The organism is Bacillus horti (genome assembly GCF_030813115.1).
Taxonomy (GTDB): Bacteria; Bacillota; Bacilli; order Caldalkalibacillales; family JCM-10596; genus Bacillus_CH; species Bacillus_CH horti.
In genome coordinates this window covers 208,260-223,169 of record NZ_JAUSTY010000002.1, presented here as the reverse complement: position 1 = coordinate 223,169, position 14,910 = coordinate 208,260, and the positions used below count along the sequence as shown (strand labels likewise).

The 14,910-nt window shown below is 39.3% G+C and carries 12 protein-coding genes; 7 read left to right on the top strand and 5 right to left on the bottom strand.

The features are described 5' to 3' along the window. The first annotated feature begins 63 nt into the window (after positions 1-63). Positions 64-999 carry an S-layer homology domain-containing protein gene (locus J2S11_RS03125; protein WP_307390792.1) on the top strand — a complete coding sequence of 312 codons (936 nt, stop codon included), beginning with the start codon at positions 64-66 and terminating at the stop codon, positions 997-999. 233 nt (positions 1,000-1,232) lie between these two features. Here the strand turns inward: J2S11_RS03125 and J2S11_RS03120 are convergent, their stop codons facing one another. Together J2S11_RS03120 and J2S11_RS03115 are read right to left on the bottom strand one after the other, a co-directional pair. Then, positions 1,233-2,966 carry an ABC transporter ATP-binding protein gene (locus J2S11_RS03120; RefSeq protein ID WP_307390789.1) on the bottom strand — a complete coding sequence of 578 codons (1,734 nt, stop codon included), beginning with the start codon at positions 2,964-2,966 and terminating at the stop codon, positions 1,233-1,235. 183 nt (positions 2,967-3,149) lie between these two features. Next, positions 3,150-4,016, bottom strand: a complete 867-nt coding sequence (locus tag J2S11_RS03115; protein ID WP_307390788.1) for an AraC family transcriptional regulator — start codon at positions 4,014-4,016, stop codon at positions 3,150-3,152. A gap of 156 nt (positions 4,017-4,172) precedes the next feature. Between J2S11_RS03115 and J2S11_RS03110 the strand changes: the two genes are divergently transcribed. From J2S11_RS03110 to J2S11_RS03085, 6 genes are all read left to right on the top strand, one after another. Beyond that, positions 4,173-5,186, top strand: coding sequence for a zinc-binding alcohol dehydrogenase family protein (locus tag J2S11_RS03110; RefSeq protein ID WP_307390787.1), 1,014 nt, complete (start codon positions 4,173-4,175; stop codon positions 5,184-5,186). Between the two features lie 203 nt (positions 5,187-5,389). Beyond that, positions 5,390-6,403: a C4-dicarboxylate TRAP transporter substrate-binding protein gene (locus J2S11_RS03105; RefSeq protein WP_307390785.1), complete on the top strand. Its 1,014-nt coding sequence runs from the start codon at positions 5,390-5,392 to the stop codon at positions 6,401-6,403. Positions 6,404-6,468: 65 nt separating this feature from the next. Beyond that, positions 6,469-6,951, top strand: coding sequence for a TRAP transporter small permease (locus tag J2S11_RS03100; protein WP_307390782.1), 483 nt, complete (start codon positions 6,469-6,471; stop codon positions 6,949-6,951). Positions 6,952-6,953: 2 nt separating this feature from the next. Beyond that, positions 6,954-8,237, top strand: coding sequence for a TRAP transporter large permease (locus J2S11_RS03095; protein WP_307390780.1), 1,284 nt, complete (start codon positions 6,954-6,956; stop codon positions 8,235-8,237). Positions 8,238-8,298: 61 nt separating this feature from the next. Beyond that, positions 8,299-9,798, top strand: coding sequence for a UxaA family hydrolase (locus J2S11_RS03090; RefSeq protein ID WP_307390777.1), 1,500 nt, complete (start codon positions 8,299-8,301; stop codon positions 9,796-9,798). Between the two features lie 43 nt (positions 9,799-9,841). Beyond that, entirely contained in the window at positions 9,842-11,365 is a 1,524-nt protein-coding gene (locus J2S11_RS03085; RefSeq protein ID WP_307390774.1) for a tagaturonate reductase, read from the top strand. A gap of 87 nt (positions 11,366-11,452) precedes the next feature. Here the strand turns inward: J2S11_RS03085 and J2S11_RS03080 are convergent, their stop codons facing one another. From J2S11_RS03080 to J2S11_RS03070, 3 genes are read right to left on the bottom strand one after another with little or no spacing between them, the layout of a single operon-like run. Beyond that, complete coding sequence (locus J2S11_RS03080; RefSeq protein WP_307390771.1) at positions 11,453-12,577, bottom strand: ABC transporter permease; 1,125 nt, start codon at positions 12,575-12,577, stop codon at positions 11,453-11,455. Between the two features lie 2 nt (positions 12,578-12,579). Next, positions 12,580-13,851, bottom strand: a complete 1,272-nt coding sequence (locus J2S11_RS03075) for an ABC transporter permease (protein ID WP_307390769.1) — start codon at positions 13,849-13,851, stop codon at positions 12,580-12,582. A 15-nt stretch (positions 13,852-13,866) separates the two neighbouring features. Then, complete coding sequence (locus J2S11_RS03070; RefSeq protein WP_307391084.1) at positions 13,867-14,799, bottom strand: ABC transporter ATP-binding protein; 933 nt, start codon at positions 14,797-14,799, stop codon at positions 13,867-13,869. Positions 14,800-14,910 lie beyond the last annotated feature (111 nt).

Below are 14,910 nucleotides of genomic sequence, written 5' to 3'. Positions count from 1 at the left end.
ATTCTTTGGAAAAGAAGCGTTTAATACAACAGCGGCAAAAAAATGAACATTGAGGTGAATGAAATGAAAAGATTATGGATGTTAGCACTTGCTCTAGTTCTAGTCTTTACCCTAGGGCAATCTGCGTGGGCTTTTACAGACACTCAAAATGATCCGCATGCAGAACAGATTAAAGCGCTGAAGGAAGCGGGTATTCTTTCAGGAGAAGCAGATGGTTTATTTCACCCGAACAAGAAACTAACGTATGCCGCAGGAATTTCTGCGATAGTGAAAGCTTTAGACCTTTCACTAGAAAGTGAAACGTTTAATACCGTCCCTAAAGCTAGCGATTCTTACACGAATTTAAGTGACCAAGCTTGGTATGCTGAAGCGTTTATCATCGCTCGCCTTAACGGTATTGAAGTGCCTAGGGATGTAAGCCCTGATGATGAGCTAACTAGAGAGCAATTTATTCATTATCTGTATCAAGGGATAAATGCTACAGGGCAATACGGCTACACTAAAATGTATTTCTTTATCGCTGATGAAGCAGAGTTTACAGAGAATTTCATGGGTGGTATTCAAAATCTCTTAAATGCTCGCTTTGATTTATTAGATCAAGAAGGGCGTTTTTACCCTCAAGCTTCAGTGACTAGAAGCGACGCAGCAAGCTGGCTTTACCAAGCTCGTCAATTTGTTCAACAGCATGATGAAGCAGCACAAGAGGAACCAGTGGTAGAAAGCCCCTTAGCTGATCTTGCTTTAGAAGAAAAATCTATTAACTCTAGTGTTAAACAAGTTACTGTAACAGCAACAGCACCACACCCTGGATATGGCATCAAAATTAAATCTATCACTTTTGATGGAGAGCAAGCCATTATCCATACGGAAACGATCATGCCTGAGGAAGGTATGGCGTATCCACAGGTGATTACAGAGGTTTCAGCGTCTACTTTTATTGACGCTTCCTACAAACCAGTTCTTGCCGATAAATCTAGAAATATTAAATCATTAAGATAAGATAATGTATCTCATAATATCAACTGTAGAATTATGAAGTTGATATACAATTTACAAAGCTAGTCTAAATGATTGCAAATCAAAAAGCTGATTTCTACAAGAGCCATATGGGAGTTATTAACTCACTATGTCTTGAAGAATCAGCTTTTTTCATTTGTATTTTCTATTTATTTTCCTTACGGCACCTATTTCACATGTGATTTTCTAGTATTAATGTTTAATCTTTTTCCCACTTATTTATAAATAGGACTATCCTCACTGAATTGAGCGTAATGTAAACGACTATAGAAGCCTCCAGCCGCTAAAAGATCATCATGCTTCCCTTCTTCAACAATACCATCTTTAGTAATGACCACAATACGGTCTGCATTTTTTATTGTGGCAAGTCTATGGGCAATCACAAGAGTCGTTCTTCCCTCAGATAATTCAGCTAATGATTGCTGAATAGCCTTTTCCGTTTCTGTATCTAAAGCCGACGTAGCCTCATCCAGAATAAGAATAGGAGGGTTTTTCAGAAACATTCTGGCAATCGCTAAGCGTTGCTTTTGGCCTCCAGATAGCTTCACTCCTCTCTCCCCTATAATCGTTTCAAGACCTTCAGGGAGATTATTGATGACTTCCTCTAATTGGGCTTTCTTCGCTGCTTCGAGAATAGCCTCGTTCGAAGCACTTAAATCTCCATACGCAATATTTTCTCTTAATGTTCCTGAGAATAAAAACACATCCTGCTGAACAATTCCTATTTGCTTACGTAATGAAGCTAACTTAATCTGACGAATATCTAATCCATCCACCTTAATGCTTCCTTCATCTACATCATAGAATCTTGGTAGAAGACTACATAAGGTTGTTTTTCCTGCACCTGATGGTCCAACAAAAGCAACAGTTTCCCCAGGACGAATAGATAGGTCTATATTTCGAAGCACCTTGTCTTTCCCTTCATATCCAAATGTTACTCCTTGGTAATGAATTTCACCTTGTACTTGATCTAAGCTTTTAGCATCAGGAGCATCAACCACATCTGGCTCTGTATCAAGTAGCTCTGTGTAGTTCTTAAAGCCAGCAATCCCTTTCGGATATAGTTCAATGACAGCATTTATTTTTTCAATTGGTCTAAATAGGATATTGGTTACTAGGATAAAACCAACAAACTCTCCTGCAGTCATTGACCCTTCGATGACAAACCAAGTCCCACAAACCAACACAAACAAAACTACCAGACGCATAAGCATGTAACTAATAGAAGAATTCATAGCCATAATTTTATACGAACCTAGCTTAGATAAGCGAAAGCGTCCGTTATCTACAGCAAACTGCTTTTTCTCATGCTCTTCATTTCCGAACGCTTGAACAACACGGATACCACCGATATTATTTTCAACACGAGAATTGAAATCTGCAATGTCAGAGAACATGTTTTTGAATGCACCAGTCATCCTCTTGTGGAAGAACAGTGTAATGACAAGAAGGAAAGGAATAATGATAACTGTTAGTAAAGCAAGCTGTACATTGAGATAAAGCATGACACCAAATGCTCCTAACAGAGTCATCACAGCAATAAATAAATCCTCTGGTCCATGATGAGCAATCTCTCCTAGGTTCATTAGATCATTAGACATCCGTGACATCAGACGACCCGTCTTGTTATTATCGAAAAATCTAAAGGACAGCTTTTGTAGGTGATTAAAAAGCTTATTCCTCATATCCGTTTCAATATTAATTCCTAGCTTATGCCCCCAATAATCGACGACAAACAAAAGTACTGAATTTAGCATATATATCCCTAATAAAATGGCACACGCTACGAAAATTATAGACCAATCTCCACTAGGAAGAAGCTTATCAATAAACAGGTTCACCGCAATAGGAAAGATCAACTCTAGCAACCCAACAATAACGGCACAACCAAAATCTAATAGAAATAGTTTTTTGTAGGGCAAATAATAGGAAAAAAATCGTTTAATCATTTCATGCTCTCACTCTCTTCTATCAAGTTGTTGTCAATATGTACTTGCTCTCCAAGCACTCGATGAAATTAGTTTAATCTTTCAATCATTCTCATGAGAATGATTATCAATACCGACCTATCTATTGTAGCTGATTTAGACTTGGAGATCAATAAGGTAGAAACACCCTACCTGCTAATTTGCTCAATGCTCTGAGCTATTTCGATATTCAGAAGGAGTTCGACCTGTCATTCTCTTAAAGGTTCGATAAAAATGAGGCATACTGTTATACCCACACTTTTCAGCAATTAAAGCAATGTTTTCCTGTGTTGTTGCTAACAAATTCTTAGCACGAATCATTCTTTTGGTCGTGATATATTCCGTTACATTCATACCTATCAGCTCTTTGAAAACTCTGCTAAAGTGGGCTGTAGAAACCGCTGCTTGCTTAGCTAACTCTGTAAGCTCTAGCTCACCTTCCAAACGCTGTTCAATGTAATCTAACGTCTCATTTATCCATGTTGGGCCAATCGCCGTACTACCTCTCACAGTCATTTCTTTATTTAAGCAATGTCTATTTAGGAATACAAGGACAAGCTGTAAAAGAAGTGCGATTGCTTGCTTCTGATCAACCTTTTCCTTTTGCTGCTCGTCCCTGAGCTGGTCAAGATAATCCTCTAACTGTACACAGTCACGTTCATCAAGATGATACCTATAATTTTTCTTTACTCTGGCCTCATGAAATAGTCTAAGAAAGGAAGCCCAATCCCAAAAAACAGATCGCTGGAGTAGAACAGGGCTGAAGAAAATAGCTGTTGAAGTAATTAAATTTTCTGCTGCAGGCACAGCTCTATGAATCGTATTTCCCGGAATAATAATAATATCCCCCTGCTCAGCTTGAAAGAGCTGCTGATCAATAAAGAATGTCCCTTTACCTTGATACACATACACAATTTCATACCAATCATGTAAGTGATCTGGTAATTCATGGTTAGGAGTTTTCGTATCCTTATAGGCTAAAAAAAAGGGGAATTCATGCTCCGAATCAAATGTTTTACGAACTGGCTCCAATGGCGAACACCTCTTATAATCATACTAAAATCTCAATATTTCAATAGTATATCAAAAAAGGGTATATATAAAGCAAAATACGCAATATTTATATCTTATTTATGGTGATAAAATGAACTAAGCCATCTGGAGAGAAATCGTACGAGGAGGAAAAAAGTGAAAAGCATTGTTTGTAAAGAACCTAATCAGTTTATTATGACGAATGAGAAAGCGCCTTCAATAAATGAGGATCAAGCGCTTATCCGAATAAAAAGAATTGGTATCTGTGGAACCGACCTACACGCTTATCGGGGGAATCAGCCCTTCTTTCAGTATCCAAGAGTGCTTGGACATGAGCTATCAGGCGTGATTGAACAAATTGCAGATAATCCAAAAGGTTTAAAGGTAGGAGATCAGGTCAGTATTGTTCCATACTTAAGCTGTGGAACCTGCATTGCTTGCCGAAATGGGAAAGCAAATTGCTGTACCTCTATTAATGTGCTTGGTGTCCATGTAGATGGAGGAATGCGCGAGCTTCTAGCCGTACCGATTAATCAATTAATTGAAACCAATGATCTTTCCTTTGATCACGCGGCTATTATTGAGCCTCTCGCTATTGGTGCTCACGCTGTAAGAAGAGCAGAAATTACACCAGGAGAGAAAATATTAGTGATTGGTGCTGGACCGATAGGACTAGGAGTTATGGCTTTCGCCAAAGAACAAGGTGCCCATGTTATTGCTATGGATGTAAATGACGAACGATTAGCTTTTTGTAAAAGCTGGGCAAAGGTTGATGACATTGTTCATGCTCTCCACGAGCCGCTTGAAAACCTTTCTAAGCAAACGTCTGGTGACTTTCCAACAACGGTGTTTGACGCTACGGGGAATGTACATTCCATGACTCAGGCTTTTAATTATGTTGCCCATGGTGGAAAGCTCATATACGTTGGGCTGGTCAAGGGACCTATCCAGTTTGATGATCCTGAATTTCATAAAAGAGAAATGACCTTAATGGGAAGTCGAAATGCAACAATGGAGGATTTTGATTATGTGCTAAGCGTACTAAAAAAAGGACAAATTCCCCTAAATCAATACATTACACATCGCTCTAGTTTTGATGAGTTAATTAACGTTTTTGAGGATTGGCTGCTGCCAGAATCTAAAGTGATCAAAGCCATGGTAGAAGTTTAGTAAATATTTGTGGGAGTAGAAGTTGGTTTATGCATTCTCTTCTACCTCTCTACCCACACTATTATAAAAGAAGCACCGGCTATTAAATATTTATACTTTTAGCTTAATGAAGAAATTGTATGATCTCTTAGTTGTCAATTGAAAACGCTAACACATCATCTGAAGATGCATTAAACACACTAATAAAGTAAGGACTGAGTCAAATGAATAAATGGAAAAAAAGCTATTTATTTTTGCTGTTTGTAGTCTTACTCATTGTAGGAACAGCTTGTTCTCCCACAAACAGTGCAGCTGATCCAGATAAGGTCTACACTGTAAATATTGCCTATGGAAATCAACCGGGTGAACCAGTAGACCAAATGGCTCGAAAATGGAAGGAATTAGCTGAAGAACAAAGTGATGGACGATTAGATATTCGCTTGTATCCAAGTTCACAGCTTGGATCAGAGGCCGATGTTGTAGAGCAAGCCCTATTCGGAAGTAATGTTATTATTTTTACGGGGTATGATTTCTTGATGAATTTTGTCCCTGATTTAGGTGTATTGACAGCTCCTTATTTAGTGGAAGACGTGAATGATTTGTTTTATTTAACAACAACAGATTGGTTTGCTTCTCTAGAGGAGGATTTAAAAGAGCAAGGCTTTGAAATTGTAAATACCAATACACTATATGGAGAGCGTCATCTTATGACAACTAGAGAGGTACTGACACCAGAGGATCTTAGAGGGATGAAAATACGTGTGCCTAATAATCAAATGTACATTCAAACATTTAGAGTGCTAGGAGCATCGCCAACTCCGCTTCCTCTATCAGATATGTATGCTTCTCTCCAACAAGGTGTTATTGATGGTGCCGAAAACCCACTTCCTGTTCTGTCAGGTTCGAAGACACATGAGGTGGCAAAATATTTAGCGTTAACAAGTCATACGAAAATCATTAGCCCTTGGGTTGCTGGAAATGACTTTATAGAAACCCTACCACCAGACCTTCTAGAAATTTTAAAAGCTACTGGAAATGAAGCTGGTGAATTTGAACAACAAATTGTGGTTGAAGAAGAACAAAAGGTGCTCGATGATTTTAGGGCTCAAGGAATTGTTATCAATGAAATTGATACAGAACCTTTTAGAGAAAGAGCAAAGGATATCTTTAATCGAATTCCAGAATGGAGTCCTGACTTACAGGAAACAATTCAAGAACTGCTCGAAGCACGAGAATAGTCCTCAGAAAAATTGGGCTGTTCAACAAGTCCACATGATGTAAAAAATGAAATGAAGGTGATCTTGTGAAACGTTTAATTCATAATATGGACGATTATCTAGCTGTCATTGCTCTATCCGGTATTATTATTCTTATTAGCTCCAACGTTATTTTTAGATTCGTATTAAACAATCCTATTACTTGGACAGAGGAAGTAAGCCTTGGTTTGTTTATCTGGCTCACTTTTATCGGAATAAGCTCTGGAATTAAGCATAACTCTCATGTTGGAATTGACTACTTTGTACGAAAGCTGCCTGCTCGAATATACCATATTACTCAGACCCTACGATTGGTCATCATTTTTGCTACAACAGTTGTTGTTTTTGTTTATTGGGGAATGGGGTTTGCTATTCATGGTGTAGCAAAGGTGACACCTGTATTAGGAATTAGCTATACATTCATAAATATGGCTGTACCCTTAGGGTCACTTCTTGCAGTTTACCACTTGAGTAGAGTGTTCATTAGAAAAGACAGAGCTTACATTCATCAAGAGAGAGGACTGGAATAGGAATGGACTTAACTATAACTCTTATCATCATGTTTTTGCTTATCCTACTGAATGTTCCAGTAGCTTACGCCATCATTGCTAGCTGTGCCTATTACTTTATTATGAATGATAGCTTTACTCATGAAATACTCATTCAAAGAATGATGAGTGGTGTTGAATCCTTTCCTTTACTAGCTATCGTTTTCTTCATCACAGCTGGTATTCTAATGAATTACACAGGAATCACAGAAAGAATGCTTAATTTTGCTCATGTGATCACTGGTCATATGCGCGGAGGCTTAGCAAAGGTAAACGTATTGCTTAGTGTCCTTATGGGTGGATTATCAGGATCAAATATTGCTGATGCAGCAATGCAGTCTAAAGTTTTGGTCCCGCAAATGACAAAGCGAGGCTATCCACCAGCGTTTTCAACCGCTTTAACAGCGGCAACATCTCTTATAACACCCATAATTCCGCCGGGTATTGCATTAATTATGTATGGGTATATAGGGAATGTCTCTATCGGGAACCTCTTTCTAGCAGGAATAGTACCAGCACTACTGCTAGCGGTTATCTTCTTAATCCTAGTACACTTTATAGCTAAGAAAAGAGGCTTTGAAACAGAAGTAAAAAAAGCAGCAAAACCAAAGGAAATGCTTATTGCTTCAAAGGATGCAGCATTTGCTATCTTTTTACCAATTATCATTATCGGAGGAATTCGCTTCGGGGTGTTTAGCCCTACTGAAGCTGGGGCCATTGCCATCATCTATGCTCTTTTTCTAGGATTCTTTGTCTATCGAAAAATGAAAGGAAATCAACTCATCGAAGCGCTAAAGGAATCTGTAAACCTTACAGCTACAATCATGATTATTATCGCAGCAGGGACAGCGTTCGGTTGGATTCTAACGCTTGAGCAAATTCCGCAGCAGTTAACGGCCACAGTTACTGGCTTTATTGAAAGTCCAGCTTTATTCCTATTTGTAATTATGATTTTCTTACTAGTAGTTGGTATGTTTATTGAAGGAAACGTGCTATTAATAATCCTAACACCTATATTCATGCCAATGATTAATACGTTTGGTATTGATCCCGTTCATTTTGGTCTCTTTTTTATCTTATGCCTTAGTGTCGGTACGATAACACCTCCAATTGGAACCATTATGTTCACTACATCGGCTATTACCAAGGTAAAAATTGAAGACTTTATTAAAGAAGTATGGCCTTTCTGGATTGTGTTAATTATTGCTATCCTGCTTATTGCTTACTTCCCTGCGATCTCACTCTGGCTCCCTTCCCTATTCTCTTAAATCATAGGCAGCCAATCCATGTGAGCAGGAGCGATATTTTTAAATAATAAGGAGGTTTATAATGTCTACTCAATTTATTCAGGTTCATCCGAATGACAATGTAATTGTAAGCTTAAAGGAATTATCAGCGAATGACTCCCTACACTTGGACTTTCTAGATAAAGCAGTCATGTTAACTACAGATATCCCTTCAGGGCATAAGGTAGCCATTGAAGATATTGAAGAAGGACAGGATATCATAAAATACGGCTTTCCTATTGGGAAAGCTAGCAAAGCTATAAAAGCCGGGGACTGGGTGCATACCGACAATGTAGTAACTAAGCTATCTGGTACACTAGATTACGAGTATCAAGGTCAAAAAAAGGAATTTGCTATCTCTCCAACAAACCTAACCTTTCAAGGCTATAAGCGGCATAATGGTGAAGTAGGTATTCGTAACGAGGTCTGGATTATTAATACTGTTGGTTGTATTAATAAGACAGCTGAGCTGTTAGCGAAGATGGGAAATGATTCTTTTAAGCAAGAAGAAATCGACGGAATCTATCACTTCCCTCACCCACTTGGTTGCTCACAATTAGGGGATGACTTAAGCTATACACAAAAGGTCCTAAGCCGTCTAGTAGATCATCCAAATGCGGCAGCTGTACTTGTTCTAGGCTTAGGCTGTGAAAACAATTTTATTGAAGCATTTAAACAGGTCCTACCGGAAATTGACGAAAATCGAGTGAAGTTTATGGCTGTACAGGATGTACAGGACGAGCTTGAAGAAGGACTTGAATTGTTAGAGGATCTAGTTGACTACGCGGCGACATTTAAAAGAGAGCCTATCCCAGTATCAGAGTTAAAAATCGGACTTAAGTGTGGAGGATCTGACGGTTTTTCAGGTATTACGGCTAATCCCTTAGTAGGGGCATTTTCCGATATGCTGATCACTGAAGGGGGTTCAACAATCCTGACCGAAGTTCCAGAAATGTTTGGAGCAGAAACCATCCTCATGGATCGTGTAGCAAGTGAGCAGGTTTTTACTGACCTAGTAGATGTGGTTAATGGCTTTAAAGAGTATTTTATCCGTTATGATCAGCCCGTTTATGAAAATCCATCACCAGGTAATAAAAAAGGTGGTATTACTACACTAGAGGAAAAATCATTAGGTTGTGTTCAAAAAGGTGGCTTTGCTCCAGTAGTTGATGTTCTTCCTTACGCCTCTAAGGTGACAAAAAAAGGGCTAAGTATTGTTCAAGGACCAGGAAATGATTTAGTTTCTGTTACTAATCTAGCTGCCGCTGGTGCTCATATTGTGCTTTTTACAACCGGTAGAGGGACTCCGTTCGGGGGGCCAGTACCGACAGTAAAAATCTCGACAAACACACCTTTAGCCGAAAAGAAAAAAAACTGGATCGATTACAACGCTGGACAGCTAGTTGATGGAGCAAATATGGACGATGTTAAACAGGACTTTTTCAACTACCTTATACAAATCGCTTCAGGAGAGAAAAAGACAAACAATGAGCAGTATGGCTTTAAGGAAATTGCCATATTTAAAGATGGAGTTACCCTGTAAAAGATGAGTTTAGTTCAATTATTGAGGTCGGGGGGATATTTGGATGGAACAGCTATCAAAAACACTTTTGCAGCAGCAAAAATCTGAAATCGTAGAACAGGCTAGGCAGCAAGTAGAAAGAGAGCTTCCAGAGCGCGTTATTCAGATTGGTGAAGGAAATTTTTTGCGAGGATTTATCGATTGGATGATTCATGAGCTTAATAAAAAGGGGCTGTTTAACGGCTCTATAGTTGCCGTTCAGCCTACTCCAAGGGGCAAGGTTGTCCCCAAGCTTAATGCTCAGGATGGACTATATACGTTAGCGCAAAGAGGAGTAGAGGCTGGAATAGAAGTAGATAGAAGAGAAGTGATTACTTCGATAAGTCGTGGTATCAATCCTTATTCCGATTGGCAGGACGTGCTCAAAGTAGCGGAGAATAGAGACATTCGTTTTATGTTCTCCAATACCACTGAGGCGGGATTAACCTACTTAAGAGAAGACTTCCAAGAGAACATATCTCCCTTATCCTTCCCTGGCAAGGTTACAGCATTTTTATTCCATAGGTACACGTTCTTTGAAGCTTCAGCTGAGGCAGGGATGATTATTATCCCTTGTGAGCTTATAGATAATAATGGCGATCACTTACAGGAAATCGTCCTGCAAATTTCAAAGGATTGGAATCTACCAGAGGCATTTACAGCTTGGGTGCAGGAGCATAACCTATTCTGTAACACCTTAGTCGACCGGATTGTGACTGGCTTTCCTAAGGATTCTATTGAGAAATTTAACGAGGAGCTAGGTTATGAGGATATTCTTTTGACTGTTAGTGAGCCCTACCATCTGTTCGCTATTGAAGCAAATAAGGATATTGCTGACCTCCTTCCTTTTCAAGAAGCCGGGTTAAATGTTCATTGGAAGCCTGTTGCTCCTTTTAGAGAAAGAAAGGTACGCATTCTTAACGGAGCACATACCCTGATGTTCGCAGCTGCCTTTTTAGCAGGAATTGATACTGTAAAGGAAGCCATGGATGACAATTACATCTCTCGATTTATACGTAAAGGAGTTTATGAGGAAATCTTACCTCTACTAAACGTTCCAGAAGATGAAAAAGTAGGCTTTGCAAACGCTACTCTTGAACGATTTTTGAACCCTTTTAATCAGCATTACTTACTAGATATCTCTTTGAACTCCATTTTTAAATGGCGCACTCGTATTCTACCTTCTTTTATGGAGTTTGTTCAAAAGAATGATACGTTACCACAGGCATTGACATTTTCTCTCTCAGCCCTACTTGCTTTCTACCGTCCACAGCGAACTGAAGATGGTCAGGTGTTTGGTATACGTCTAGAGAGTCATACTCCTTATCCGATTCGGGACAGTGCTGAGGTTACTCATTCGATTGAAAAGCTATGGCAGGGCGAACAGCAGGATTTGAAGTACACAGTTCAAGAATTCCTTAGTAACGAAGAGTTCTGGGGTGTGAACTTAGCCCAAATTCCAGCTCTACCGGAAACAATTCAGAAACATGTTGAACATATTTTATCTCATGGTATTCGCTCAGCCATTGATACGTTTCTCAACGATTAAAGATAAAACCGTAGTCAAGTAACCTTGAACTACGGTTTTTTTTTTGCACATATCATTCCTACTTATATTATTATTCCCTCTTACCCTTTAAACATGTCTACGTTCCATTAAATTAATTCCTACACCCATACATACTATCCCAATTAGCAATAGCACAACTAAGGGCTGGACCAGCTCACTAAAACCATGCTGATAAAGTGAAATTCCCTTAAGCCCTTCCATCGCATAGTAAACTGGAACTACCTTGGACAATCCCTGTAAAATAGAACTTGTAACGATCTCAATTGGCCAATAAGCTCCACCAAGCATAGCCATACTTACAGAAACAACAGGAATAATAGCATCAAATTGCTGCGGAGTCTTCACTATGCCAGTAAGCAGCAGACATAAGGCTACAATAGAAAAGGTATAAACCAGTAAGATTAGCATGATTCCAATAAAATTACTCCCCAGTTCAAAGGAAAATACATACTTAAACAGCATAAACATGAGCAGCATTTGTCCAAAGCCAATGAAAAGGCTATAGAAAAGATGTCCTAAGTACATTCCCGATTTTCTAACTCTAGACAGAATCATCCGATCCCAAATTCCTTGACGCTTCTCTTCTAGTACGTTTTTAATGCCAGCTCCAATCGTATAAATAGAAAAGAATAAGGTGAATCCAAACAAAGCTTGTATCTTAGGATCATATTTAAAGTCGCCATCTTCCCTCGCCACATTGTTATCTTGTCTAGCTGTCTCTGTTGCTACACTTAGCACTGGATAGGCGAGGTTTTGTTCAACACTTTCCCTGAACTGCTGTACATCCTCAGCCTGCTGCTCAGCAGAAAGAAGCTTCACCTGCTCGGTATAAACAGACCTAATATAATTATCAATTAAGCCAATGTTAGGGTTCTCAGCAACAGCCACTATTCTGTAATCCTTTTCCATAATCATCACCGCTAGCTCGGCATGTCCCTCCGCTACAGATTGTCTAGCTGTAAATTCATCCGCTAGCTTAAACTCATAGGCTTCAGAATGATTTAATGCTTCAACCCATTCCTCAACGAAGCCTTCCTCATGTTCTTCAGCTCCAAATGCGTAGAGAACCAGTTTTTCATTAGCACTCATTCCTAAGAAAAAGGTAAAGATTATCGTAAGGATACACATAAGTAGCACCATAGCCGGCTTCCTTATAAGCTGCTGGCACTGAACCAAAAATACAGCAATCATCGTTACGTCACCTTCCTTTTCGGGAACAAGATGAAACTAAGTCCTACTAACACAATGGAAATAATCAGAAGTCTGAGCAAAGGAGAAGATAAGACATCAAATCCTGCTCCTTGAAAGGCCTGCATAAAAGCGGATAAAGCTAAGCCGTTCGGAATCCAACCGGCTACAATCCCAAACCATTCAGGAAGTGAAGATACCGGCATAAAGCTTCCTCCTACAAATGCCATCATAGCTACCATGGCATTCCCAAAAAATATACTTGCATTTGGACTATCTAAGCGGAAGTTCAAGGATGTTAATAAAGCAGTTAAAGCACCGACACACAAAGCTAAAACACTGATAATACTTGCGATAGCAAGCCAAAATGATACTGGGTGGCCAGTAAAAGATTGAAAAAGTAACTGAGAGCTGATAAACAATATTACGATTTGCCCTATAACAATACAAGCTGCTGATGCGAGCTTTCCTGACAAGTAACTCAGTGGATGAATACCAGCCAAAAGCATTCTGTCAAACACATGCTGATGTTTCTCGGTGAAAGCCTTACCTGAAGCTGAAGAGGCCACAAATAAAACAAACATAACCGTCATCGATAACGTGTAATATTGCATAGAGGAAAGGGGCGCAAGTTCATTCACCGCTTCCAGTCCACCTTCAATCTCTCCAACCTCTTCCGCTCCAAATGCTTCAAGACCTAAAGCCTGACCCAATGCCGTATCATAATTAAGAGTACGTGCAAATCCTGTAATGATCTCTTCGAAAATTTGTGCCCTTAGAGGAGATTGCTCCCCAACTGTAATGAACAAACTTGCTCCGTTTCCCTCACGCATGATCATTCTTTTTAGTGTGTCATACGTAAAATCTGGAGGAATAAACAATATGGATGTAATCTCTTCTTTCTGCAGTGCTACTCTAGCGCTCTCAGCGTCCATTTCTAGAACCTCCACCCAATCGCGAACCGTTTCATTGGCAAATAGCTGTTCTAGTAAAACAAATGGTCTAAGCTCATCCACTGAAGCCTTAATCCCTAGTTTCTCCTCTTCAGTATATAGCCCTTCATCTATCTCTTTTTTAAAGGCCTCTAATCCCTCAGCTTCCGTATCCTCATTTACAAGAGCTATCTGAATATTTAAGGTGATTTCTTCTCCACTTATAAAACCCTTAAGAGAGAATCCTAAGATAATGATTAAAACAATAGGCATTAACAGAATGACTAGAAATTCCTTCCGGTCTCTTATGAAAATCATCATATCCTTCTTAAAAAAAGTTCCCATCAGGCCCCTCTCCTTCTAATCTCGTAGTTTTCGGCCCGTAAGGTGTAGGAAAACATCTTCTAAGCTGGGTGTATATAGCTGTGTATGTAAGATAGTGACATGCTCCTGCTCAGCAAGCTGAAAAATTTGAGGCAGCAGTCCAGTTTTTTTAGATACGATCATTTTAATCTTTTTGTCCTGAGCGCTTATCTGCTGCACACTTTCCAGTTTACCGAGATGCTCAACGAAACTTTGATTTTCTTGCTCTACTTCAATCGTCAACATCTCTTCACCAGCTAGAATATTTTTCAGCTCATCCTTAGTTCCTGAAGCAATCACTTTTCCATCATCCATAATATAGACACGATCACATAAATTCTCAACCTCTTCCATGTAATGACTTGTATAAACGACCGTTAAACCCTTCTCTCTATTTAACAAGCGGACCGTTTCTAAAATATGATTTCTGGATTGAGGATCAATTCCCACTGTAGGTTCATCCATAATCACGATCTTCGGTTCGTGTAGTAATGCAGCAGCAATGTTAATTCGGCGCTTCATTCCTCCAGAATAGTGCTTGATCTGTTCCTTTTGACGATCCTGCAAACCAACAAGCTCTAATGCTCCTTGAATACGATTCTCTAATGCCTTGCTCCTAAGCTTATAGATACGTCCAAAAAACTTTAGGTTCTCATAGGCAGTCAAGTCCTCATACAAAGCAATTTCCTGAGGTACAACGCCAAGGACTCGGCGTAGCTCAGCAGGATGTTTTAGAATACTGTTACCACTAAGCCTAACATCTCCAGACGTTGGCTTAACTAAAGAGGATATCATCGAAATGGTTGTCGATTTCCCCGCACCGTTTGGACCTAATAAGCCTACGGACTCCCCTTCATTCAGGTAAAGATTAACTCCATCTACAACTAGCTTCCCATTGAACTCCTTTTTCAAATCGACCGTTTCCAGTATCATTTCTACCCATTCCTCCTCAAACCAGATCATCATTCTTTCATCCATTATAGCCACATCAATACAAATTTTAATAATGAAAAAAGTCATTTTATTTGAATTCAAACCATG

Excerpts from the sequence above, each read along its gene's own strand:
- J2S11_RS03090 (WP_307390777.1), top strand. The coding sequence starts at position 8,299 with ATGTCTACTCAATTTATTCAGGTTCATCCGAATGACAATGTAATTGTA.
- J2S11_RS03085 (WP_307390774.1), top strand. The coding sequence starts at position 9,842 with ATGGAACAGCTATCAAAAACACTTTTGCAGCAGCAAAAATCTGAAATC.
- J2S11_RS03080 (WP_307390771.1), bottom strand. The coding sequence starts at position 12,577 with ATGATTGCTGTATTTTTGGTTCAGTGCCAGCAGCTTATAAGGAAGCCG.
- J2S11_RS03075 (WP_307390769.1), bottom strand. The coding sequence starts at position 13,851 with ATGGGAACTTTTTTTAAGAAGGATATGATGATTTTCATAAGAGACCGG.
- J2S11_RS03105 (WP_307390785.1), top strand. The coding sequence starts at position 5,390 with ATGAATAAATGGAAAAAAAGCTATTTATTTTTGCTGTTTGTAGTCTTA.
- J2S11_RS03095 (WP_307390780.1), top strand. The coding sequence starts at position 6,954 with ATGGACTTAACTATAACTCTTATCATCATGTTTTTGCTTATCCTACTG.
- J2S11_RS03125 (WP_307390792.1), top strand. The coding sequence starts at position 64 with ATGAAAAGATTATGGATGTTAGCACTTGCTCTAGTTCTAGTCTTTACC.
- J2S11_RS03120 (WP_307390789.1), bottom strand. The coding sequence starts at position 2,966 with ATGATTAAACGATTTTTTTCCTATTATTTGCCCTACAAAAAACTATTT.